23 protein-coding genes are annotated in these 23,296 nt (G+C 67.2%); 13 read left to right on the top strand and 10 right to left on the bottom strand.

Annotated elements, in window-relative coordinates; all coding sequences use genetic code 11:
* The first annotated feature begins 236 nt into the window (after positions 1–236).
* Positions 237–545, top strand: a complete 309-nt coding sequence (locus ACXU4B_RS13610; RefSeq protein ID WP_240734136.1) for a hypothetical protein — start codon at positions 237–239, stop codon at positions 543–545.
* Between the two features lie 1,586 nt (positions 546–2,131).
* On the opposite strand, the gene recQ is transcribed toward ACXU4B_RS13610, so the two are convergent.
* Both recQ and ACXU4B_RS13600 read right to left on the bottom strand, forming a co-directional pair.
* Positions 2,132–3,946: a DNA helicase RecQ gene (recQ, locus tag ACXU4B_RS13605; protein ID WP_131411650.1), complete on the bottom strand. Its 1,815-nt coding sequence runs from the start codon at positions 3,944–3,946 to the stop codon at positions 2,132–2,134.
* A 31-nt stretch (positions 3,947–3,977) separates the two neighbouring features.
* The gene (locus tag ACXU4B_RS13600) at positions 3,978–4,316 is read right to left on the bottom strand and encodes an MGMT family protein (protein WP_131411652.1); all 339 of its coding nucleotides are present in this window, start codon (positions 4,314–4,316) and stop codon (positions 3,978–3,980) included.
* 87 nt (positions 4,317–4,403) lie between these two features.
* Between ACXU4B_RS13600 and ACXU4B_RS13595 the strand changes: the two genes are divergently transcribed.
* Positions 4,404–4,808: a type III secretion system chaperone family protein gene (locus tag ACXU4B_RS13595; protein WP_131411654.1), complete on the top strand. Its 405-nt coding sequence runs from the start codon at positions 4,404–4,406 to the stop codon at positions 4,806–4,808.
* 7 nt (positions 4,809–4,815) lie between these two features.
* Here the strand turns inward: ACXU4B_RS13595 and ACXU4B_RS13590 are convergent, their stop codons facing one another.
* Entirely contained in the window at positions 4,816–5,937 is a 1,122-nt protein-coding gene (locus ACXU4B_RS13590) for an inorganic phosphate transporter (RefSeq protein ID WP_205746590.1), read from the bottom strand.
* Between the two features lie 78 nt (positions 5,938–6,015).
* Positions 6,016–6,645 (bottom strand): DUF47 domain-containing protein, encoded by a 630-nt coding sequence (locus tag ACXU4B_RS13585; RefSeq protein ID WP_131411656.1) that lies wholly within the window; start codon positions 6,643–6,645, stop codon positions 6,016–6,018.
* Positions 6,646–6,835: 190 nt separating this feature from the next.
* Here ACXU4B_RS13585 and ACXU4B_RS13580 point away from each other — a divergent pair, with 190 nt between their 5' ends.
* Positions 6,836–8,158 (top strand): hemolysin family protein, encoded by a 1,323-nt coding sequence (locus ACXU4B_RS13580; protein WP_131411658.1) that lies wholly within the window; start codon positions 6,836–6,838, stop codon positions 8,156–8,158.
* Positions 8,159–8,166: 8 nt separating this feature from the next.
* Here the strand turns inward: ACXU4B_RS13580 and ACXU4B_RS13575 are convergent, their stop codons facing one another.
* A complete protein-coding gene (locus ACXU4B_RS13575) occupies positions 8,167–8,943 on the bottom strand; it encodes an RNA methyltransferase (RefSeq protein WP_131411660.1) in 777 nt (258 codons plus the stop codon).
* Between the two features lie 157 nt (positions 8,944–9,100).
* On the opposite strand from ACXU4B_RS13575, the gene ACXU4B_RS13570 reads away from it, so the two are divergent.
* Positions 9,101–9,904 carry an inositol monophosphatase family protein gene (locus ACXU4B_RS13570; RefSeq protein WP_131411662.1) on the top strand — a complete coding sequence of 268 codons (804 nt, stop codon included), beginning with the start codon at positions 9,101–9,103 and terminating at the stop codon, positions 9,902–9,904.
* Positions 9,905–9,967: 63 nt separating this feature from the next.
* Here ACXU4B_RS13570 and hda read toward each other — a convergent pair whose 3' ends face one another.
* The 3 genes from hda to ACXU4B_RS13555 form a co-directional block, all read right to left on the bottom strand.
* A complete protein-coding gene (gene hda / locus ACXU4B_RS13565) occupies positions 9,968–10,669 on the bottom strand; it encodes a DnaA regulatory inactivator Hda (RefSeq protein WP_131411664.1) in 702 nt (233 codons plus the stop codon).
* Entirely contained in the window at positions 10,666–11,838 is a 1,173-nt protein-coding gene (locus ACXU4B_RS13560; RefSeq protein ID WP_131411666.1) for an AI-2E family transporter, read from the bottom strand. Before ACXU4B_RS13560 ends, hda begins: the two co-directional genes overlap by 4 nt.
* Positions 11,839–11,939: 101 nt before the next feature.
* Positions 11,940–12,920, bottom strand: coding sequence for a DUF2066 domain-containing protein (locus tag ACXU4B_RS13555; protein ID WP_131411668.1), 981 nt, complete (start codon positions 12,918–12,920; stop codon positions 11,940–11,942).
* 166 nt (positions 12,921–13,086) lie between these two features.
* Between ACXU4B_RS13555 and purM the strand changes: the two genes are divergently transcribed.
* From purM to ACXU4B_RS13540, 3 genes are read left to right on the top strand one after another with little or no spacing between them, the layout of a single operon-like run.
* Entirely contained in the window at positions 13,087–14,115 is a 1,029-nt protein-coding gene (gene purM / locus ACXU4B_RS13550) for a phosphoribosylformylglycinamidine cyclo-ligase (RefSeq protein WP_131411670.1), read from the top strand.
* Between the two features lie 5 nt (positions 14,116–14,120).
* Complete coding sequence (gene purN / locus ACXU4B_RS13545; protein WP_131411672.1) at positions 14,121–14,789, top strand: phosphoribosylglycinamide formyltransferase; 669 nt, start codon at positions 14,121–14,123, stop codon at positions 14,787–14,789.
* Positions 14,790–14,844: 55 nt separating this feature from the next.
* Positions 14,845–15,561 carry a DUF3108 domain-containing protein gene (locus ACXU4B_RS13540; RefSeq protein ID WP_131411674.1) on the top strand — a complete coding sequence of 239 codons (717 nt, stop codon included), beginning with the start codon at positions 14,845–14,847 and terminating at the stop codon, positions 15,559–15,561.
* Between the two features lie 806 nt (positions 15,562–16,367).
* Here the strand turns inward: ACXU4B_RS13540 and murA are convergent.
* Positions 16,368–17,627 (bottom strand): UDP-N-acetylglucosamine 1-carboxyvinyltransferase, encoded by a 1,260-nt coding sequence (gene murA, locus ACXU4B_RS13535; RefSeq protein WP_131411676.1) that lies wholly within the window; start codon positions 17,625–17,627, stop codon positions 16,368–16,370.
* A gap of 40 nt (positions 17,628–17,667) precedes the next feature.
* A complete protein-coding gene (locus tag ACXU4B_RS13530; protein ID WP_131411678.1) occupies positions 17,668–17,907 on the bottom strand; it encodes a BolA family protein in 240 nt (79 codons plus the stop codon).
* Positions 17,908–18,164: 257 nt separating this feature from the next.
* Here ACXU4B_RS13530 and ACXU4B_RS13525 point away from each other — a divergent pair, with 257 nt between their 5' ends.
* From ACXU4B_RS13525 to ACXU4B_RS13500, 6 genes are all read left to right on the top strand, one after another.
* Positions 18,165–19,175, top strand: coding sequence for a KpsF/GutQ family sugar-phosphate isomerase (locus tag ACXU4B_RS13525; protein ID WP_131411680.1), 1,011 nt, complete (start codon positions 18,165–18,167; stop codon positions 19,173–19,175).
* Between the two features lie 103 nt (positions 19,176–19,278).
* Positions 19,279–19,818, top strand: coding sequence for a KdsC family phosphatase (locus ACXU4B_RS13520; RefSeq protein ID WP_165583222.1), 540 nt, complete (start codon positions 19,279–19,281; stop codon positions 19,816–19,818).
* A complete protein-coding gene (gene lptC / locus ACXU4B_RS13515; protein WP_131411685.1) occupies positions 19,815–20,417 on the top strand; it encodes an LPS export ABC transporter periplasmic protein LptC in 603 nt (200 codons plus the stop codon). Before ACXU4B_RS13520 ends, lptC begins: the two co-directional genes overlap by 4 nt.
* A gap of 22 nt (positions 20,418–20,439) precedes the next feature.
* A complete protein-coding gene (lptA, locus tag ACXU4B_RS13510) occupies positions 20,440–20,973 on the top strand; it encodes a lipopolysaccharide transport periplasmic protein LptA (RefSeq protein ID WP_458910888.1) in 534 nt (177 codons plus the stop codon).
* Positions 20,974–20,976: 3 nt separating this feature from the next.
* Positions 20,977–21,696 (top strand): LPS export ABC transporter ATP-binding protein, encoded by a 720-nt coding sequence (lptB, locus tag ACXU4B_RS13505; protein ID WP_131411689.1) that lies wholly within the window; start codon positions 20,977–20,979, stop codon positions 21,694–21,696.
* Positions 21,697–21,808: 112 nt separating this feature from the next.
* The gene (locus ACXU4B_RS13500) at positions 21,809–23,287 is read left to right on the top strand and encodes an RNA polymerase factor sigma-54 (protein ID WP_131411691.1); all 1,479 of its coding nucleotides are present in this window, start codon (positions 21,809–21,811) and stop codon (positions 23,285–23,287) included.
* Positions 23,288–23,296: the final 9 nt, after the last annotated feature.

The raw sequence follows: 23,296 nt of genomic DNA, 5'->3' as shown, positions 1-23,296 counted from the left end.
CGATGCGGGCCGTTCGTTTTGGAGGAACCTGCTCGCGGTGATGCGGGATGATCCGCAACGCGGCAAGCCTCGCGAGTCGCAGCGGGCGATGGCGCATGCAAGCCGCCCTTGCATGTTCCGAATGGCAATTCACTTCCTGCTGATTCTCATGACGCTGCAACACGAACGCAGCATGACCGTCATTTGCCAAATGATGAACCGCCACGCAATCGTCGCGATGAAATAACAGGAAAGTCATGCGCCGCAGGCAGGCTATGCAGAACCTGCAGTCGAAGGTGATCCGACCCATGCTGGCGCAATACGTCTATCCATCGAAAACCGGCCTGTTCCGCATCGTTCGCCACGGCCGCCAATGGCGCGTGCTGTGGGATCAGCGCGAGATCGGCCGTCATGAAACGGCAGAGGCCGCACTCATCGCGGCCCGCATCGCCTGCCCGCAGGCTCGCCTCCCGGGCGAGCTGGCGCTGTGGCGCTACATCCCGGAGCTGGCACTGGCGCATTCGCGCGTGTCGAGCGAAGGCACGCGCTGGCAGTTGGCGGGCTGAGCCCGCCTTTGCTCCCTCTCCCCGACGGGGAGAGGGTTGGGGTGCTCGCGGTGGCGTGGATCGGACGTGATCGTGTGGCTTTTTTTCGCTTCGTTCCCAAGTGCTTTCGCCAGCTTGCCGCTTACGCAGCGGGCGTTTCGACCTCCTGCCGGAGGCCGAGTCACTTTTCTCTTGCTGGCCCAAGAGAAAAGTAACCCAAAGAGAATGGCCTCAAGAGCTCGCGGCAACAGGTTGGATACAAACCGGAACGGTCTCCGGGCCTCGACGCGGGACACCTCCGCCTCGACATAGCCGCTTCACTGCAACGCGCCACGGCGTCGAGGACTTAAAGCCGAGCGCTGCGCGCTTTTACTCCCTCTCCCCTATGGGGAGAGGGTTGGGGTGAGGGGTCAGTCTTGCGATATCGCTTGATCGAGCCAGCTTTGAATGGATGCTTCCGCGAGCACCCGCCCTTTATCCCCTTTTGGGGACTCACCCTGCCCTCTCCCCCGAGTGGAGAGGGAGCCAAGGCGCGAGGCGCTACGCTTTAAGTCCTCGACGCCATGGCGCGTTGCAGTGAAGCGGCTATGTAGAGGCGAAGACGGTCGCAATCCGGGCTCCGTAACCTTCCCTGGCTTCTATCCCACGCAATGCTATGAGCCTTTAAGGCCATTCTCTTTGGGTTACTTTTCTCTTGGGCCAGCAAGAGAAAAGTGACTCGAGCGGCGGCAGCCGTTCGAAACGCCCGCCGCGTAGGCGGCAAGCTAGCGACAGCGCCTGGGAGCGAAGCGAGAAAAAGGCCGCCCGATCACGCGTGATCCACGCCACCGCGAGCACCCGCCCCTCACCCCAACCCTCTCCCCTGCGGGGAGAGGGAGCCAAGGCGCGCGGCGCCCGGCTTTAAGTCCTCTACGCCGTGGCGCGTTGCGGTGAAGCGGCAGTGCGGCGGCGAAGACGGTCGCAATCCGGGTTCCGCAACCTTCTCTGGCTTCTATCCCACGCAATGCTATGGGCCTCTAAGGCCATTCTCTTTGGGTTACTTTTCTCTTGGGCCAGCAAGAGAAAAGTGACTCGGCCTCCGGCAGGAGGTCGAAACGCCCGCTGCGCAAGCGGCAAGCTGGCGACACTGCCTGGGAACGAAGCAAAAAAAGGCCACCCGATCACGCACGATCAACGCCACCGCGAGCACCCGCCCCTCACCCCAACCCTCTCCCCGGCGGGGAGAGGGAGCAAAAGCCCGCGGCGCCCGGCTTTAAGTCCTCTACGCCACGGCGCGTTGCGGTGAAGCGGCTGCGTGGCGGCGAAGACGGTCGCAATCCGGGCTCCGTAACCTTCCCTGGCTTCTATCCCACGCAATGCTATGAGCCTTTAAGGCCATTCTCTTTGGGTTACTTTTCTCTTGGGCCAGCAAGAGAAAAGTGACTCGAGCGGCGGCAGCCGTTCGAAACGCCCGCTGCGCAAGCGGCAAGCTGGCGAAAGCGCTCGGGAACGAAGCGAGAAGAAAGCCACGAGATCACGCCCGATCCACTCCACCGCGAGCACCCTCCCTTTACCCCCTTTTGGGGGCTCACCCTCCCCTCTCCCCAGCGGGGAGAGGGAAAAAGCGCTCACTCCTGCGCGTTGATCACCGCCAGGAAGTCGCGCCCGTAACGCTTCAGCTTGGCCTCGCCGACGCCACTGATGGCGCCCAGCTCCGCTTCGTCGGAGGGCAGCGCGCGCAACATCGCCAGCAAGGTGGCGTCGTGGAAGATCACATAGGGCGGCACGCCATGCTGCTTGGCGAGCTGCGTGCGCAGCTTGCGCAGCTCGTCCCATAGCGGCTGCTCATAGGCTTCCACGCCCAGGCTGCCGCCGGTCACCAACTGGCTGTCACGGCGCTTGCGCGATGCGCGGACCGGGCGCGCGTCCTCGCGCAAGCGTACGGAACGGCTGCCCACCAGCACCTCGCGGCTGGCCTTGGTCAGCCGGAGCGTGCCGAAGCCCTCCGCATCCGCTTCGAGCAGGCCCATGGCCAGCAACTGGCGGAACACCGAGCGCCACTGCTTGTCGTCCATGTCCGCGCCGATGCCGAACGTGGAAAGGCGATCGTGGCCCAGTTCACCCATGCGCGCGCTGTCCTCGCCGCGCAGGATGCTGATCACATGGCCGGAGCCGAAGCGCTGGCCGCTGCGGTAGACGGCCGACAAGGCCTTCTGCGCAGGCACCGTGGCGTCCCAGGTCTTCGGTGGCTCGATGCAGTTGTCGCAGCGGGCGCAGGGTCCGTGGAACTCCTCGCCAAAGGCCGCCAGCAGCAACTCGCGGCGGCATTGCGTGGCTTCTGCATAGGCCAGCAGCGACTCCAGCTTCTGCCGCTCGACGCGCTTGCGTTCATCAGCCGATTCGGATTGGGCGATCATCTGGCTCATCGTCACCACGTCGGACAGGCCGTAGATCATCCACGCGTCGGCCGGCAGGCCATCGCGTCCGCCGCGGCCCGTCTCCTGGTAATAGCCTTCCATGCTGCGCGGCAGGTCCAGGTGCGCCACGAAGCGCACGTCGGGCTTGTCGATGCCCATGCCGAACGCCACCGTGGCCACCATGACCAGGCCGTCCTCGCGCAGGAAACGCCGCTGGTTCGCGTTGCGCGTGGCCGCATCCAGGCCGGCGTGGTAAGGCAGCGCATCGATGCCGGCCTCGGCCAGCCACGCGGCGGTCTCGTCCACCTTGCGGCGGCTGAGCGCGTACACGATGCCGGTTTCGCCGCGATGGCCGGCGAGGAAGTCCGTCAGCTGGCGCCGCGCGTTATGGCGCAGGCCGACCTGATAGCGAATGTTCGGACGATCAAAACTGGAGACGAACTGCCGCGCCTCCTGCAGGGCCAATCGCTCGACGATTTCCGCGCGCGTGCGATCGTCGGCCGTGGCGGTGAGCGCAATGCGCGGCACATGAGGGAAGCGCTGGTGCAGCACGGCCAGCTCGCGGTACTCGGGGCGGAAGTCGTGCCCCCACTGCGACACGCAATGCGCCTCGTCGATGGCGAACAACGCCACTTCGGTGCGTTCGAGCAGGCCGAGGAAACGCGAGGTCAGCAGGCGTTCGGGCGCCACGTAAAGCAGGTTCAGCTCACCCGCCAGCAGGCGGCGTTCCACTTCGCGCTGGTCGTCGGCGTCCAGGCTGGAATTGAGGTAGGCGGCGGCCACGCCGGCTTCGCGCAGCGCATCCACCTGATCCTGCATCAGCGCGATCAGGGGCGACACCACGATGCCCGTGCCCTGCCGCACCAACGCGGGAATCTGGTAGCACAGCGACTTGCCGCCGCCGGTGGGCATCAGCACCAGCGCGTCGCCGCCCTCGATCAGTTGTTCGACGATGGCTTGCTGCTGGCCTCGGAACCGGGTGTAGCCGAAAACGCTGTGCAGGATATCGAGCGGGGACGAATGCATCAGGCGATGCTAGGCAAGGTGGTGCGATACATCAATCGGGCATCCCCCACAGCGCGCGGTCGAGGTCGGCATCCATGCCAAAGCTGGACAGCGCCACGCGGCCGTTCTTCACTTCGACGCCCTCGGCGCGCAGCAGCCGGCATTGCTCGCGGAAACCGCGACTGCCCGGCGGCAGCGCCACGTGCCCGCTGGCGCGCAGCACGCGATACCACGGCAGCTGCATGCCTGCTGGCGTTTCACCCAACAGCCGACCGACCAGTCGCGCCCTGCCCGGCAGGCCGGCACGGGCTGCGATGGCGCCATAACTGGCGACGCGCCCGCACGGAATGGCCGCAATGGCGGCATAGACCCGGGCGTGGACTTCATCCATGGGATTTTCCATGATCTTCAACAGGCTCTTTACAGCGGGTCGTGGCACAGTAGCGGCGGCGAAACGGCCTGCCAAGGAGATCGCACCATGCGCCATTTCGAAGCTGTGCGTTCCCACATCGGCAGCCTGCATGAGCTGCGCCACAACGATCCGTACCTGATCAGTTTCGACCTCACCCTGCCGCACGACCGTCATCAGGGCATCTATCTCACGGAACTGGAAGACGAGGCCGGGCGCCGCTACCTGCGCATCTCCACACCGGTGGGGCCGCTGGCGGGCGCCGACCCGCGCCGCTGCCTGCGCTTCAACTGGGAGCAACGCAACGGTTTCCTGGCCGTGGCCGACCTGGACGGATCGCCCTACCTGCACCTGTGCGAGAACCGCCCTTACGAGTTGCTCGACGCCGGCGAGCTCAAGCGGCTGATCGAGGAGCTGGGTGCACTGGGCGACCAGTTGGAACGGATCGTCGCCACCGGCGGCGACGATCTCTGAACACCGCTCAGAACAAGGCCGAGAGGCGCACCATGCCGTAGGCCAGCAGGGCCGTGATGGGCAAGGTGAGAATCCACGCCCACACCATCCGCTCCACCACCGACCAGCGAATGGCGCTCCAGCGCTTGGCCGCGCCCACGCCCATGATCGACGCCGACACGTTGTGCGTGGTCGACACGGGAATGCCGAACGCCGACGCGGTGAGGATCACCGCCGCCGAACTGCCCTCGGCCGCGAAGCCGTTGATGGGATGCAACTTCACCATCCGGTGGCCGAGCGTCTTGATGATGCGCCAGCCACCGCCCGCCGTACCGCCGGCCATGGTCAGCGCGCACACCACTGCCACCCACGACGGCACGTCGAAGCCGCCGCTGGCGGAACCCTGGATGCGCAGGAAGCCCAGCCATGCCGGCAGCGCATCGAACTGTCCCGCCGCCGTGGCGCCGGCCAGCGCCAGGGCGATGATGCCCATGCTCTTCTGCGCGTCGTTCATGCCGTGCGCCAGGCCCATGGCGCTGGCCGACACGATCTGCGCCTTGCCGAAGAAGCTGTTGACGAACGGCGTGCGGCCAAAGCGGCGCAGGAAGCCCGTGCGACTGGAAAACCAGCTGAGCAGTGCGTAGATCGCGCCCATCAGCAGGAAGCCGATGACAAAGCCCAGCAGCGGCGACACCACCATGGGCATCACCACCTTGGGCAGCACGCCCTTGCCCTGCCACCAGTGCTCGCCGCCCTGGGACCAGATCACCGCCGCGAAGTTGTTGCCCGAGGCCGCAATGGCCGAGCCCACCAGCGCGCCCACCAGCGCGTGGCTGGAACTGGACGGAAGGCCCACCCACCACGTGATGAGGTTCCACACCGTGGCCGCCAGCAGGGCGCAGATCAGCAGCTGCGGCCCGGCGGCAATCACGCTGGTGTCGATCAGGCCGGCGGCGATGGTCTTGGCCACCGCCGTGCCCCACAGCGCACCGATCAGGTTGGTGATCGCCGCCATCAGCACGGCCTGGCCGGGCGTGAGCACCTTGGTCGCCACCACCGTGGCGATGGAGTTGGCGGTGTCGTGGAAACCGTTGATGTAGGTGAAGGCCAGTGCGATGAGCACGACGGCAATGGATAAGCCGATGCTCATGCACGCACCCCGCACGCGGCGGCGGAGGCCCGGAGCGCAACCGGGCGACGGAAGCAGGACGAGGTCATCGGGCCGGCCTCAGGAGTTCTTCAGCACGATCGAGTAGACGATGTTGCCGACGTCGCGGCACTTGTCGATCGCCTTCTCGAGCAGCTCGAACAGGTCCTTCGCCAGCATCGCGCGCATGGCGTCGTTGCCTTCCACGTAGAGCGTGCGGTACGGCGACAGCAGCAGGCGGTCGCCTTCCGATTCCAGCGTCTGCAGGCGATCCTGCAGCTTCTTGACCGGGTCGATGCGCAGGCCGCGGCGAAGCTCGCCGATCATCTCCGACACCACGCTGGTGGCCCGCTCGAGCACCATCGCGCGGGCGGCGAAGTCCACGTCGGTCACGCGACCGACCACGATCTCGTAGCGCTCGGCGAACTTTTCGATGGTCTTGGGAATCTTGTACAGCGCCGAGTTCAGCGCCTCGATGTCCTCGCGATCGAGCGCGGTGACGAAGGTGTTCACCAGCTCCTCGCTGATTTGCCCGGCCAGCGCCTTCTCGCGCTGGCGCGCGGCGGCAAAGGCGGCCATCACCGGTGCGTGGTCGTTGCCGGTGACAAGTTCACGCAGGGCCTTGGCGCTCTCGCGCGCCGCTTCGGCGCTTTGCTCGAGCAGGCCATAGAACTTGTCGCCTTTGCCGAAAATCGTTTGCAATGAAAACATGCGGTTATTGCCTGGGTTCGGGGACGGCGAAAATGACGAGTATGTTACAGGACGGCCCTACTGCACCGCATCACATGCGCGACGAGGCCTCTTCGGTGGCAGGCCGAACCTCCGGAAGGCCCGCCGGGCGCCACTTAGGCCTTACACTGCGTCTCATGTCCATACGCGACCTCAACCCAAACCGGCCGCCATGCTGACCGAGATCGCGCTCGTCGTCGTCCTCTCGCTGTTCAATGGCTTCTTCGCGCTCTCCGAGATGGCCCTGGTCGCCTCGCGCAAGACCCGCCTCAAGCAGATGGCGCGTACCAGTCGCCGTGCCCGCATGGCCTTGCGCCATGCCGAGGCGCCGGAACGCTTCCTGTCCACCGTGCAGGTGGGCATGACCCTGGTGATCCTGATCACCGGCGCCCTGGCCGGCGACGTGCTGGGCGACCATATCGCGGTCGCCATCCACGGCGGGCATGCCACTTGGGTCGAGCCCTATGCCAAGGTCATCGGCCTGGTGCTCGGCTTCGTGCTGATCTCCTTCATCCAGATCGTGATCGGCGAACTGGTGCCCAAGCGCCTGGCGCTGTCGGCCCCCGAGGTGATCTCCGGCTACGTGGCCATGCCCATGCTGGTGCTGTCGCGCCTGACCGCTCCGTTCGTGTGGATGCTCAATGTCTCCAGCGGCACCCTGCTGCGGCTGCTGCACGTGCGCAATCGGGGCAATGAAGCGGCCACGGAAGAGGAAATCCGCCTGCTGGTGGCCGAAAGCGCCGAGCACGGCGTGCTCGATCGCGACGAGCACAACATGGTCAACCGCGTGCTGCGCCTGGGTGACCGTACGGTGGACAGCGTGATGACCCCGCGCACCCGCATCGTGTGGCTGGACCAGGCGGCCAGCTACCAGGAGAACGCGGAGATCCTGCGCAGCACGCCCTATTCCCGCTATCCGGTGTACCGCGGGGACGAAAGCGACATCGTGGGCGTGGTCGAGGTAAAGCGCCTGCTGCGCGGCTACGCCGAGGGCAAGCCCAACGTGTTCGGGCAGTTGTCCAAGCCGCTGTTCGTGCCCGCCACCGCCCGCGCGCTCGACTTGCTGGAGGAATTCCGCGACGCCGAAACGCAGCTGGCGCTGGTGGTGGACGAATACGGCGACATCGTCGGCCTGGTCACGCTCAACGACCTGCTGGCGGCGATTGTCGGCGCCACGCAGCTGGGCAGCGCCGGCTCGGACGAGAACCAGCCGATCGTGCAGCGCGCCGACGGCAGCTGGCTGATCGACGGCTCGCTGTCCACCGACGACCTGCGCGAACTCCTGCACGTCGATGCCCTGCCCGGCGAGGCCGAGCACGAATACCGCACCGCCGCCGGCATGGTGATGGCGGCGCTGGGGCATATCCCGCAGACGGGCGAAGTGTTCGAGTGGCGCGGATTTCGCGTCGAAGTGGTGGATCTGGACGGCGCCCGCATCGACAAGCTGCTGGTGACGCCCGTGCCCCACATCGAGGTGGACGAAGACGGCTTCTGAGGCGCGGCCTAGCCGCCGCGGCCGCCCTTGAGCTTGTCGTTGGCAATCTGCGCCATGCGCTGGGCATCGGCGAAGATGCCGTGCATCACGCGCAGTTCGCGCTCATCCATCTGCGCGCGCTGGAACAGCTTGCGCAGGCGCAACATGATGGTGGTCGGCGCGCGGCCCTTGTGGAAGTCGATGTCGTCCAGCATCTGGCCCAGGTGCTCGTAGAACCGCTCCATCTGGGCCGCATCGGCCGGCAATTCGGCATCCGCGCGCACCGGGGCGGCCACCTCGCCCAGCGCGGCGACCCGCAGCTCATAGGCCATCACCTGGACGGCCTGGGAGAGATTGAGCGAGCTGAAATCGTCGACGCTGGGAATGCGCACCATCGCATGGCAACGCGCCAGCTCCTCGTTTTCCAGCCCGGTGCGCTCATTGCCGAACACCAGCGCCACCTGCTCGCCACGGGCGGCCGCGGCCAGTGCGCGGCTGGCGGCTTCGCGCGGGGTGATCTCTTCCAGGTCCACCCCGCGGCGCCGGGCCGACAGCCCCAGCGCCAGGCTGGTGCCGGCCAGGGCATCGACCAGGCCCTCGCTGATCACGGCGGCTTCCAGCACGTCGTCGGCTCCGGCCGCCAGCGCCGAGGCCTCGCGGTCGGGGAATCGCTGCGGCGACACCAGCGCCATGCGGCCGAAGCCCATCGTGCGCATGGCCCGCGCGGAGCTGCCGATATTGCCCGGGTGCGAGGTGCGCACCAGCACGTAGCGGATGCGGTCGGCGAGGTCGGTTGCGGTGCTCATCGGCGGGGGCTTGATCGGGGGAAAACGGGCGCAAAGCTTGGAAACTGTTGGCCCGCCTGTCAAACCGGAGCGGCCGGGATGGCCGCCCGCCTACCTCCCGGCCCGCTCTCTGGTAGACTTTCCGGCCGAAACCCCCGTTCTTTCGAAAGTCGAAGCCATGCCAAGACCCGCCGTTAATGTCGCGGTGCGCGCCGCGCGCGCCGCAGGAAACATCATCCTGCGCTACATGAACCGTATCGACGGACTCAATATCGTCGAGAAGCAGCGCATGGACTTCGCCTCCGAAGTCGATCGCCTGGCCGAGGCCGAGATCGTCAAGGAACTCAAGCGCGCCTACCCGACCCACGCCTTCCTCGCCGAGGAAAGCGGCGCCATCGGAAAGGGTCCGCTGGTGTGGGTGATCGACCCGCTCGACGGCACGCACAATTACCTGCGCGGCATCCCGCACTTCTGCGTATCGATCGCCCTGCTGGACAAGGGCGAGCCGGTCTACGCGGTGGTGTTCGACCCCTTGCGCGACGAGCTGTTCACCGCCAGCAAGGGCGATGGCGCCTATCTCAACGACCGCCGCATCCGCGTCAGCAAGCGCGAGAACCTGGGCGGCGCGATGATCGCCACCGGCTTCCCCTATCGCCAGCGTTCGCACCTGGACGCCCAGCTGGACATGACCCGCGCCATGCTGGGCCAGGCCGAGGACATCCGCCGCTCGGGCTCGGCCGCGCTGGACCTGGCCTACACCGCTGCCGGCCGCTACGACGGCTACTTCGAAATCGGCCTCAAGCCGTGGGACATGGCCGCCGGCGCCCTGCTGGTGCGCGAGGCCGCCGGCCGCTACTGCGATTTCGCCGGCCGCGACGGCATCCCTGAGAGCGGCAACATCGTCGCCGGCAACATGCACGTGGTGCAGGCCATGGTCGATGCCATTGGCGCCAATGCGACGCCGCGCCTGCTGATGGCCTGAGCGGCCGGCACAGCGTGGGGCAAAACGAGGCGCCTGCGGGCGCCTTGTCGCTTCCGCACCCGGTCAGCCCGATTCGGCGTCGCGCAGGAAACCGCGCAGGAACGGCACCGTGATGCGCCGCTGCGCCGCCAGCGAGGCCTGGTCCAGGCGCTCGAGCAGGTCCAGCAGCGCCCCCAGGTCGCGTGCGTAGCGGGCGAACAGCCAGTCCAGCACGGTGTCGTCCAGCTCGATGCCGCGCAGGGCGGCCTGCTGTCGCAGCACCACGCGGCGTTCCTCATCGTCCAGCGGCCTGAGCAGCGCCTGCTGGCAGGCGCCCAGGCGCGAACGCAGGTCGGGCAGGCCCAGGCCCAGCTGCGTAGGCAGCGCCTCGGCGGCAAACAGCAGGGCGGCGCCCTCGGCCCGGGCGCGGTTGTAGACATCGAACAGCGCGTGCTCGGCCTCGCGGTCGCCGGCGATCGCGCCCAGGTCGTCCAGCGCGAGGAACTCGCTGCCGGCGACGCCACGAATCGCCGCCGCCTTGTCGCGCAGGCTGCCCAGCGGCAGATACTGCACCGTGCGACCACTCTCGACCGCGGCCTGGCAGGCCGACATCAACAGATGGCTCTTGCCGCTGCCAGCCGGACCGCACAGGTAAAGCCACGACGTGCCGGGCACGCGCGACAACTGCTCGACCGCGGCGAGCGTGGCGGCGTTGGCGCCGGGGTGGAAGTGTTCAAAGCGCTGGCGACGTGGCCAGCGCAAGGCGAGTGGCAACTGCGGAATCATGGAGCTGGTACTTCTTCCTTCCTGCCTGCATCGCTGACGATGGTATCCGCCGCCGCGCCTCCGGTCGCATCGACGACGCCCGCTTCGGCCAGCAGCGGATCGCCGCGGCCCTGCTCCATGTAGAGGCCGCTCTGCCGGTAACGTTCCGCCAGATAGCGCAGCACGACCAGGATCACCGACGCCGCCGGCAAGGCCAGCAGCACGCCCAGGAATCCGAACAGGTAGCCGCCCGCCAGCACGGCGAAGATCACTGCCACCGGATGCAGCCCGATCTTGCCACCGACCAGCCGCGGCACCAGCACATAGCCTTCCAGCAGCTGGCCCGCGGTGAAAATGCCGACCACGATCAGCACGTGGTTCCAGTCGCCGTACTGCACCAGCGAGGCGATCAGGGCCGAGCCGAAGCCCACGATGAAGCCAAGGTAGGGCACGAAGCTGAGCAGGCCGGCGACCATGCCGATCAGCGGGCCGACGGACAGCCCCAAGATGGTCAGCGCGGCGCCGTAGAACGCTCCCAGCGCCAGCATCACCAGCAACTGGCCGCGCACGAAGGCGCCGAGCACGGCGTCGGCCTCGCGCGCAAGGTGCGCCAGGGTGGGCTCGATCGAACGCGGCACGATGCCGTCGATCCACGCCACCAGGCGGTCCCAGTCGCGCAGCAGGTAGAACGTCACCACCGGGATCAGCACCAGGTTGGTCAGCCACATCACGACCCCGATGCTGGAGCGGGACAACTGGCCCAGCACGGTCGAGGCGGCATCGCCGATCGAGCCGAGGTGATCCTTGATCTGGGCCATCATGCGATCGGTGTCGAAGGCACGGGGATCGAGGTGAAGCTTGGCCTGCAGCCACGGCAGCACGGTGTTGCGCGCCCAGTCCACGTAGCGCGGCAGGTTCTGCACGAGGTTGTCGACCTGGCGCGAGATCAGCGGAATCAGCAGCAGCAGCGCGCCGACGGCGAGCAACAGGAACACGATGAAGACGATGCTGACCGCCAGCGTGCGGCCCATGCCCAGGCGCTGCAGGCGATCAGCCAGCGGATCTCCCAGGTAGGCCAGCATGGCGGCGCAGGCGAACGGCATCAGCACCGGCGCCAGCAACCAGAACACATAGGCGATGGCCGCGGCGATGGCGAACATCTGCCAGCGCCGGGAGGTCTCATGAGTCATGGGCATGGCTCATCAAAAGGGTTGGGCAGTGTGACCCATGCGCCGCGGCATCGCCAGCGCGTGGGCGGCATCACCGGCACACCGGAAACGCAGGCGTGGCCTCAATGGACCCAGCGCAGGCTGGCGTCGGCATCGCTGTGCGCGTCACCGCGCAACAGGCGCCCGCCTGCCGCGAGATTGGCCGCGAGCGCATCCATCGGCAGGCTCACCTTGAGCGCGAACAGCATGCCGTCGCCCGCGGCGCTCAGCGTCGTCACCTGGCGCACGGACGGATCCGCCCGCAGCGTGGACAGCAGGTTGGCGTAATCGGCCGCCGAGTTGATGCCGGAGACCCACAGCTTGCCTTCGATCGTGGCCGAGCCGATCACGTTCAGCTGCTTGGCCAGGCGGTCGGCCAGCCCGCCGCCCGCGTCGGTCAGCACGCCTGCCGTATTGGCGCCGTTGTTGCTCCAGCGCTGCTGGGGTCCGCCCGACACCAGCACCCACTCGCCGGCGTTGCCGTGCAACTGGCCGAGCAGGATGAGGCCTGTCTTGTACTGCCTGGCCAGGGTGGCTACCTGCTCCGGCTCGGCCGTGGTCACGTTGGGCGTGTCGCCGGTCTTGGCCGGATCGGCCAGCACGACGCTGTAGCCACGGGCGGCCACGGCCTGGGTCAGGGCAGCCAGCGCGTCACGCGTCAGCACGCTGCCGTCCTCGTCGCGAACCAGCAGCAGCACCGGTGGCTTGGAACCCGCCGCGGTCGCGCCCATCTGCGACACGGCGCGCTGCACGGCGGCCTGGTCGAAGGTCACCTGCAGGCTCAGCCCGGTGGCGGCCCGCTGGTACTGGTACTGCTGCACGATGCCGGCCGCGCCCTTGAGCACTTCGGGGTAACCCGCCTTGCCGGTGAGGTCCTGGCCGCCCGAGGTACGCGCCAGCACCTGGGCCAGCGCGTCGCTGAACGCGCTGTCGCGTGCGGCATCGCTGGTATCGGTCACCGGCACCACTACGGTGTAGGGCGAGACCTGTCCCTGCGCATGGACGGACAACAGCGGGGCAAGCCCCAGCACAAGGCAGACGAGCAGCAGGCGGGACAGGCGCATGGGGCGGCGGGATCCGGTGGGAAACGCCCGGAAGTCTGCCCAATCCGGCGCACAGCGTCCATCGGCCAGGTCTCGCCTTGGCCACTTGCCGCGCCGCGGTTGCCCGTCAGGCAGCCACGTGCCTTCACTGCTACACTTTGGCGTTTCTCCACGCCGGGTTGCCCCCATGTCCGACGCCCTCACCTACCGCGCCGCTGGCGTTGATATCGACGCCGGTAATGCCGTGGTCGAACGCATCAAGCCGCTGGTCAAGCGCACTTCCCGTCCCGAAGTCATGGGTGGCCTGGGTGGCTTCGGCGGCCTGTTCGACCTGTCGGGCAAGTACAAGGAACCGGTGCTGGTATCCGGCACCGACGGCGTGGGCACCAAGCTCAAGCTGGCCCAGCAGCTCGGCCGCCACGACACGATCGGCATCGACCTGGTCGGCATGTGCGTGAACGACGTGCTGGTGCAGGGCGCCGAGCCGCTGTTCTTCCTCGACTACTTCGCCACCGGCAAGCTGGACGTGGACACCACCGTGGCCGTGGTCGGTGGCATCGCCAAGGGCTGCGAACTGGCCGGCTGCGCGCTGATCGGCGGCGAAACGGCCGAAATGCCGGACATGTACCCGCCGGGTGAATACGACCTCGGCGGCTTCACCGTCGGCGCGGTCGAGAAGTCGCAGCTGCTTTCGGGCGACAGCATCGTGGCCGGCGACGTGATCCTGGGCGTGGCCTCTTCCGGCCCCCACTCCAACGGCTATTCGTTGATCCGCAAGATCCTCGAGCGCGCCGGCAACCCGCTGGAGCTGGACCTCGGCGGCGTCACCCTGGCCGACGCGCTGATGGCGCCAACCACCATCTATGTGAAGCCGATGCTCGACCTGCTGAAGAACCAGCCGGTGCATGGCATGGCCCACATCACCGGTGGCGGCCTGAAGGAAAACATCATCCGCGTGGTGCCGGAAAACCTCGGCATCAAGATCGACGCTGCTGCCATCGTGCTGCCGCCGGTATTCGAGTGGCTGATGCGCGAAGGCAACGTGGCGCGCGAGGAAATGTGGCGCACCTTCAACTGCGGCATCGGCTTCACCATCATCCTGCCGCGCGACGCCGTCAGCGCCGCCAGCGCCTTGCTTGAAAAGCACGGCCTCGCCAGCCGCGTGATCGGCGAGATCGTGCCCGCCGGGGGCGACGAGCGCGTGCATATCGGCTGAGCGCCGTGTCGACCGCGCCTCTTCGCGTCGCCGTGCTCGCCTCCGGGCGCGGCAGCAACCTGCAGGCCCTGATCGCTGCGCGTGATGCGGGCGAGCTGCCGGTCGACTTCGTCGCCGTGGGCAGCGACAAGGCCAGGGCGGGCGCGCTGCAACTGGCGCAGGACGCCGGCATTCCCACCTTCACGCTCGACCCCAAGGCCTTCGCCAGCCGCCGCGACTACGACTTCGAGCTGTTCCGACGGCTCGAGGCGAGCGGCGCGCAGCTGCTGGTGCTGGCCGGCTTCATGCGCATCATCGATGGCGACGCGCTCACGCCGTGGGTGGGCCGCATGATCAACATCCACCCCTCCCTGCTGCCGAAGTACCGCGGCCTGCATACGCACCGTCGCGCGCTGGAAGCCGGCGATGCCGAGCATGGCGCCAGCGTGCATTACGTGACGGCGGAGCTGGATGGCGGCCCGGTGATCGCGCAGGCACGCATCGGCATTCGCCCGGGCGACGACGAACCGATGCTGGCCCAGCGCCTGCTCGGCTTCGAACATCAGCTGTTGCCCGCCGTGCTGCGGCTGATCGCCGAGGGGCGCGTGGCCCTGCTGCCGCCCGATCGCGTCGCGCTGGACGGACAACCCCAGCGGGAACCGCTGCAACTGCGCGAAGGCAAACTGGTTGACTGAGCCCTCACCGCCTGCCTACAAGTCGTTCAGGAACGACACGTAGACTGCGGACCTCATGACCAAGCCCATCTCTCTCTGCACGTTCGCGGCCGGCGTGATGCTGGCCTTCGCCGCTTCTGCCGCACCCGCCGCCACGCCCGCGCCTGCGCCGTTCACGGCGACCTATCAGGTCTCGCAGGGCGGCCAGGCGATCGGCGAAGCCGTGGTCACGCTCAAGTCCGTCGGCAATGGCCAGTGGGAATACAGCAACCAGACCCGGGGGACCTCGGGCCTGGCTGCCGCACTGGGCGCCAATTCGTCCGAGACCACGCACTTTCGCTGGAACAACAACGCGCCCGAGACGGTGAGTTACGACTACCACATGGACGCCGCGATCAAGAGCAAGCAGCGCCATACCGAGGTGAACTGGAACACCCACCAGGTCACGGTGGACGACGGCAAGGGTCCGATGAACTACGCCAGCGTCCCGGGCATGGTGGATCGCAACACGACACCGTATGCACTGGGCCTGGCCCTGCGCGCCGGCAAGCAGGCGGTGGCGCTGCCGGTCGCGGTGAAGCGCAACGTGGAAACCCAGCAGTTCAAGGTGGCGGGTACCGACAGCGTCAAGGTACCGGCCGGCAGCTTCCAGGCCGAACGCGTCGAGCGCAGCGACAACCAGAGTTTCAGCGCCTGGTATGCGCCGCAAAAGTATCCGGTGCCGGTGAAGCTGGCACAGAGCGACGGCGGCAACCTGACCCTGGAGCTTGTCAGCTTCAAGAACGGTAACTGACCCCATCGTCGTCCCCGCGCAAGCGGGGACCCAGTGCCTTGGTGGTGCGTGTGAGAGCGAAAGACGCTGGATCCCCGCCTGCGCCGGGATGACGAGCAAAAGAAAAGGCCGCTGGCGCGGCCTCGTTCTTCATCACCGCCACGTACCGCATCGTCGTCCCCGCACTTCACCGTCGTCCCCGCGAAAGCGGGGACCCAGTGCCGTTGGGGTGCGGGTGAGCGCAAAAGACGCTGGATCCCCGCCTGCGCGGGGATGACGAGCAAGAGAAAGGGCCGCTGGCGCGGCCTCGTTCTTCATCACCGCCACGTACCTCATCGTCGTCCCCGCACTTCATCGTCGTCCCCGCGAAAGCGGGGACCCAGTGCCGTTGGGGTGCGTGTGAAAGCGAAAGACGCTGGATCCCCGCCTGCGCGGGGATGACGATCAAAGGAAGGGGCCGCTGGCGCGGCCTCGTTCTTCATCACCGCCACGTACCTCATCGTCGTCCCCGCGCTTCATCGTCGTCCCCGCGAAAGCGGGGACCGAGTGCCTTTGGGGTGCGGGTGAAAGCGAAAGACGCTGGATCCCCGCCTTCGCGGGGATGACGAGCAAGAGAAAAGGCCGCTGGCGCGGCCTCGTTCTTCATCACCGCCACGTACCTCATCGTCGTCCCCGCGCTTCATCGTCGTCCCCGCGAAAGCGGGGACCCAGTGCCGTTGGGGTGCGTGTGAAAGCGAAAGACGCTGGATCCCCGCCTGCGCGGGGATGACGAGCAAAAGAAAAGGCCGCTGACGCGGCCTTTTCTCTGGCAGCGATGCAAACCGGTTCTACGACGGCAGTCGGCGGATCTTCGCGCCCAGCACACCGAGCTTCTCCTCGATGTTCTCGTAGCCGCGATCGATGTGGTACACGCGATCCACCGTGGTGTCGCCTTCGGCCACCAGGCCGGCCAACACCAGGCAAGCGGACGCGCGCAGGTCGGTCGCCATGATCGGTGCGCCGCTCATCTTCTGCACGCCCTTGATGATGGCGGTATTGCCTTCAAGGCGGATGTCCGCGCCCAGGCGCTGCAGTTCGAGCGCGTGCATGAAGCGGTTCTCGAACACGGTTTCGGTGATGATGCCCACGCCCTCGGCCACGCAGTTGAGCGCAGTGAACTGCGCCTGCATGTCGGTCGGAAACGCGGGGTACGGCGCCGTGGTGATGTTGACGGCCTTGGGGCGGCGCCCACGCATGTCCAGCTCGATCCAGTCGGCGCCGGTCGAGATCTGCGCGCCAGCCTCTTCCAGCTTGCACAGCACGGCGTCGAGCGTGTCGGCACGCGCGTTGCGGGCGCGCACCTTGCCGCCGGTCATGGCCGCACCGACCAGGAAGGTGCCGGTCTCGATGCGGTCCGGCAGCACTTCGTATTCGGCACCGTGCAGGCGTTCCACGCCGTGGATGGTCAGCGTGGAGGTGCCCGCGCCCTCGATCTGGGCGCCCATGGCGATCAGGCAATGCGCCAGGTCGACCACTTCCGGTTCCTGCGCGGCGTTCTCGATGATGGTGGTGCCCTGCGCGAGCACGGCGGCCATCATGATGTTCTCGGTACCCGTGACGGTGACCATGTCCATCGCGATATGCGCGCCCTTCAGGCGCTTGGCCCGGGCCTTGATGTAGCCGTTTTCCACCACGACCTCGGCGCCCAGCGCCTGCAGGCCGCGGATGTGCTGGTCGACCGGACGCGAGCCGATGGCGCAGCCGCCCGGCAGCGACACTTCCGCCTCGCCGAAGCGCGCCACCAGCGGGCCCAGCACCAGGATCGACGCGCGCATCGTGCGCACCAGGTCATAGGGCGCGAAGTACTTGTCGGTGGAGCGCGGGTCGATGTGCATCTTCATGCGATCGTCCAGCACCAGCTGCGTGCCCATCTGGCCGAGCAGCTCGATGAAGGTGGTGACGTCGTGCAGGTGCGGCACGTTGCTGATCGCCACCGGCTCGTCGGCCAGCAGGCAGGAAGCAAGAATCGGCAGCACGGCGTTCTTGGCGCCGGAAATGCCCACTTCGCCGTGAAGCGGCTCGCCGCCACTGATCAGGATCTTGGCCATCGAAAGTCCTTGGAAGGTACTTGGGAGTCGCAGCGCAGCCTCAACGGCGCGCCGCGGCCTCCGCGGGAGTCAGGGTTTTGAGGGCCAGCGCGTGGATCGCGCCGCCCATGAGATCGCCCAGCGTGGCGTAAACCAGGCGGTGCCGCGCCAGCGGCAGCTTGCCGGCGAACTGTTCAGCCACCACTTCAGCCTCGAAGTGGACGCCGTCGTCGCCGTTGACGGCCGCCCGCGCACCGGGCAGGCCTTGTTCGATCATTGCCTGGATGGTGGCAGCGTCCATGGGTGTTCCACTTGCGGGAGTCGGGTCAACGTCGCGGATTCCCAAGGCAAGGGAATCCAATGGCGTCGACTATGACGTTAAAATGCGAATATGCCATGTTAATGGAAAACCTCTGTCGCAGAAACGACACGGATGACCGGCAGCACCCCCACCCTGACCGCTACCGACCATCAACAGACTGATTTGACGGACTATTTCCATCCAGCCTTGCCGATTCAGAATCAAGGCGGAAATCCGGCACCTACCCCCGAGGAAACATGAACGCCCACGTTGTCCCTACCAGCCAGAACGCGATCAACGCCGACGCCATCGTCCAGAGCGCGCGCACCGTCATCGCTACCGAGGCGGCAGCCATCCGTGCGCTGGAAACACGGATCGGGCCGGAATTCGTGGACGCCTGCCGTCTCATCATGGCCTGCGCCGGGCGCGTCGTGGTCACCGGCATGGGCAAGTCCGGCCATGTCGCCCGCAAGATCGCCGCCACCCTGGCCTCCACCGGCACGCCGGCCTTCTTCGTGCATCCGGGCGAGGCCAGCCATGGCGACCTGGGCATGATCCTGCCGCAGGACGTGGTGCTGGCCCTGTCCAATTCGGGCGAGACGGACGAGGTGCTGTTCATCCTGCCGGTGATCAAGCGCCAGGGCATCCCGCTGATCGCCATCACCGGCAATGCCAATTCCTCGCTCGCCGACCAGGCCGACGTGCACCTGGACGCCAGCATCGCCGCCGAAGCCTGCCCGCTGGGCCTGGCGCCCACCGCCAGCACCACCGCGGCCCTGGTGATGGGCGATGCGCTGGCCATCGCGCTGCTGGAGGCCCGCGGCTTCACCTCCGAGGACTTCGCCCGATCGCACCCCGCCGGCAGCCTCGGCCGCCGCCTGCTGCTGCACATCAGCGACGTCATGCACACCGGCGAGGGCATCCCCGCCGTGCCGCCGAACGCCACCCTGACCCAGGCGCTGATGGAAATGACCCGCAAGCACCTGGGCATGACCGCGGTGGTCGACGGCAACATGCGCCTGCTTGGCGTGTTCACCGACGGTGACCTGCGCCGCGCCCTCGACGACGACGATGTGGACCTGCGCGGCGCGACCGTGGCCGAACTGATGACCCGCGGCCCCAAGACCATCGGCGCGGACAAGCTGGCGATCGAGGCTGCCCAGCTGATGGAGAAGCACCAGATCCATGCCCTGCTGGTGGTCAACGACCAGCAGCAGGTGGTTGGCGCCCTGAACATTCACGACCTGCTGCGCGCCCGTGTGGTCTGATCCGGCGGCTCAGCCGTTCCCTTGCCTGCCTGCCTGACGGTCCACCGCCAGGCGCCGCCGGCGTTCGTAGCGACGCCTCCCTGCCCTCTTGCCGACCCTTCCCATGTACCTGGCCGATATTCCTGCTGACATCCTTGCCCGCGCCGCCAAGATCCGCCTGGCCATATTCGACGTGGACGGCACCCTGACCGACGGGCGGCTGTGGTATGCCGAGGACGGCCACGAGACCAAGGTGTTCCATGTGCACGACGGCCTGGGCCTCAAGCGCCTGCAGGCCCATGGCGTGCAGGTGGCCATCATGTCCGCACGTATCAGCCACCCCGTGGCGCTGCGCGCGGAAGAGCTGGACATCGCCCATGTCTACCAGGGCCAGGGCGACAAGCGCGCCTGCCTGCGTCAGCTGCTGGAAGCGTTGCAGCTGACGCCGGAGCAGGTGGCCTTCGTGGGCGACGACCTTCCCGACCTGCCGCCGATGCGCGAGGTCGGCCTGGCCGTGGCCGTGGCCAATGCGCATCCCTGGGTCGCCGAGCAGGCGCACTGGCAAACCCGCCTCGGCGGCGGCATGGGGGCGGCGCGCGAGGTCTGCGACATGATTCTCCAGGCCCAGGGCAAGACGGCCGCCGAGCGGGAGCGCTGGCAGTGAACCTGCGCGCCTACTTGCGCGACCGGGGCCTGCCGGTGGCGATCGTGCTGGTTGGGCTGGCCGCCGGCGCCACCCAGATGCTGTACTGGTGGCTGGCGCCCAGCCCCAAGGTCAGCGACTTCGTGGGTCCGCCGCGTTCGGGCTACGTGCTCACCAACTTCCGGCTGTGGTCCTACGATGTCGACGGCCAGCCGAGTTTCCACATGGTCGCGCCACACCTGGAGCGCCGCGAAAACGACGACTCGCTCTACATCAATTCGCCGAAGTTCGAGCTGCCCTCGAACCAGCCCGGCACCCCGCCCTGGCTGGGTGATTCGCTGTACGCCTGGGTCGACAAGAGCGGCGCCCTGCTCAAGCTGCAGGGGCCGGTGTACATGCACCGCGCCGCCTTCGCCGACACCCCGGCGGCGGAAATGCACACGGCGGACGTCACCGCCTGGCCCAAGGAGAACCGCATGGAAACGGCGGCTCCGGCGCACATGGTGCAGGGCGACAGTACAATGAGCGGGGTTGGCATGCGCGCCAACCTCAATACCAATCATCTGGAGCTGCTCGATGAAAGCCACGGCTCGTTCCCGCCGCGCAAACGCAAGTCCTAAGCTTTCCTTCGGCCTGCTCTGCGTGGGTCTGCTCGCGCTGCAGCCGGCGCTTGCCAAGCAGTCCGACCGCGACCAGCCGATGAATTTCCAGGCCAAGACCACCGACGCGTACAACGCGCCGAACACCATCTCCACCCTGACCGGCAACGTCGTGCTGACCCAGGGCACGCTGAAGGTGACCGGCAGCGTGGCCAAGGTGCACCTGGACGCCGACACGCAGATCGCGCGCGTTGTGGTCACCGGCAACCCGGCGCACATCCAGCAGATGGACGACAACAACAACCTGATGCAGGGCGACGCCGCCACGCTCGATTACGACAACATCAACGGCATCGCCGTGCTCACCGGCAACGCCTCGGTGCAGCAGCAGGGCCGCGGCGAGTTCCACGGCGACAAGCTCACCTACAACACCACCACCAGCCTGATCACCGGCGAGGCCGGTGGCGAGGGCGTGGTCCACGGCATGTTCCTGCCCAAGGCCAGGCCGGCTGCCGCGCCCGCCAGGCCGGCGGCGGCCCCGGCCAAGGCGTCGACTGCGCCGACCGGGGGCAACTGATCGATGCTTTCGGCTGAAGGTCTGCAAAAAAGTTTCAAGGCGCGCCAGGTCGTGCGCGATTTCGCCTTTTCGATCCGTGAAGGCGAGGTGGTCGGCCTGCTCGGGCCCAATGGTGCCGGCAAGACCACCTGCTTCTACATGGTGGTGGGCCTGATCGAAGCCGACGCCGGCGTCATCAAGCTCGACAAGCAGGACATCACCGGCCTGCCGATGCACCAGCGCGCCAAGCTCGGCATAGGCTACCTGCCGCAGGAAGCCTCGGTGTTCCGCCGCCTCAGCGTGGCCGACAACATCATGGCAGTACTGGAGCTGCGTGAAGGCTGGGACGAGAAGCGCCGCACGAACGAGCTGGAAAGCCTGCTCGATGAACTGAAGATCGCGCATATTGCCGACCAGAAGGGCATCAGCCTGTCCGGCGGCGAGCGTCGCCGCGTGGAGATCGCCCGCGCGCTGGCCGCCCATCCGCGCTACATGCTGCTGGACGAGCCCTTCGCCGGCGTGGACCCCATTTCGGTGGGCGAGATCCAGCGCATCGTGCGCCACCTCAAGGAGCGCGGCATCGGCGTGCTCATCACCGACCACAACGTGCGCGAGACGCTGGGCATCTGTGACCGGGCCTACATTCTCAACGACGGCGAAGTGCTGTCGCGCGGCACGCCAGCCCATATCCTCGCCGACGAAAAGGTGCGAGAGGTGTACCTGGGTCGCGAATTCAAGCTGTAACGGTGCCGCTACAGCCATAAACCGGAGGTGATACGCGATTTCGCGTTTGACCTATGGCCGGGCTCCGGGGCAAGCGTTACGATGACCCTCGAGCACATCCGAACCGGCTGGCATGAAACCCGGACTGCAGTTTCGACTCAATCAACAGCTTACGCTGACTCCTCAGCTGCAGCAGGCCATTCGCCTCCTGCAGCTGTCCCAGCTGGAGCTTGAGGCTGAGCTGCGGCAGATCGCCGAAAGCAATCCGCTGCTCGAGTTCTCCGATGACAACCCGGACGACGTCGATGGCGACGACCGCGAGACGGTCGATTCCATGGTCGACGGGCTGCCTCCCGGCAACAGCGCGAGCTCGAGTGCCAGCGACACCGTCGATGATGCCGATGCGCCCGAATGGAGCGACGGTGACGGCGCGGGCGAGGATCCCATCGATTTCTCCGGCAGCGGCATCTCGTCGCGCAATGGCAGCAATGTCGACGAGGATGGCTTCGAGCCCCAGAGCGCCGCGCCGGAAACCCTGCAGGAACACCTGCTGTGGCAGCTCAACCTCACGCACCTGAGCACGCGCGAACGCACCATCGCCTCCGTGCTGATCGATGCGCTGAATCCCGACGGCTATCTCACCGAAAGCATGGACTCGCTGATTGGCGCCCTGCCCGCGGACCTGGCGGCCAGCGACGCCGAGGTGGAACAGGTGCGCCGCATGCTGCAGCGCTTCGACCCCACGGGCGTGGCGAGCCTGGACCTGCGCGACTGCCTGCACGTCCAGCTGGAACAATTCGATCCCGAGCTGCCGCAGCGCGACCTGGCCATGCGTATCGTCGACAGCGAGCTGGAACTGCTGGCGCGCAACGACATCGCCCGCCTGGCCCGCAAGCTGCGCGCGAGCGAGGACGACACCGCCGCCGCCGCCGTGCTGATCCGCAGCCTCGACCCGCGCCCCGGCGCCGCGCTCGACGTCACGCCGGTGGAATACGTGGCGCCTGACGTCTACGCGCGCAAGGACGGCGGGCGCTGGCGCGTCAGCCTGAATCCGGACTGCCAGCCGCGACTGGGGCTCAACCAGCATTATTGCGGGCTGATCGCCCAGGCCCGCGGCACCGACGCCAGCTGGATGCGCGGCCAGTTGCAGGAGGCGCGCTGGCTGATCAAGAGCCTCGAATCGCGCGCGGAGACCCTGCTCAAGGTGGCCGAAGCGATCGTGCGCCGGCAGAGCGCCTTCCTCGACTACGGTCCCGAGGCCATGCACCCGCTGGTGCTGCGCGAAGTGGCCGAGGAAGTGGGCATGCACGAATCGACCATCTCCCGCGTCACCACGCGCAAGTACATCCATACGCCGCGCGGTACCTTCGAACTGAAGCATTTCTTCTCCAGCGGCGTCTCCACCGAAGATGGCGGCAGCGCGTCGGCCACGGCCATCCAGGCCATGCTGCGCAAGCTGGTCGACGCCGAAGATGCACGCAAGCCGCTTTCCGACCAGGCCATCGCGGAGGAACTGCACCGCAAGGGCATTCAGGTTGCCCGCCGCACCGTCGCCAAATACCGCGAAGCCATGCGCATTCCGAGCTCCAGCGAGCGCCAGCGCGCCGGGTGACATGCGCCT

This window comes from Dyella soli (assembly GCF_054482295.1).
The sequence above is the reverse complement of the archived record's forward strand: the minus strand, read 5'-3'. Positions and strand labels throughout refer to the sequence as shown.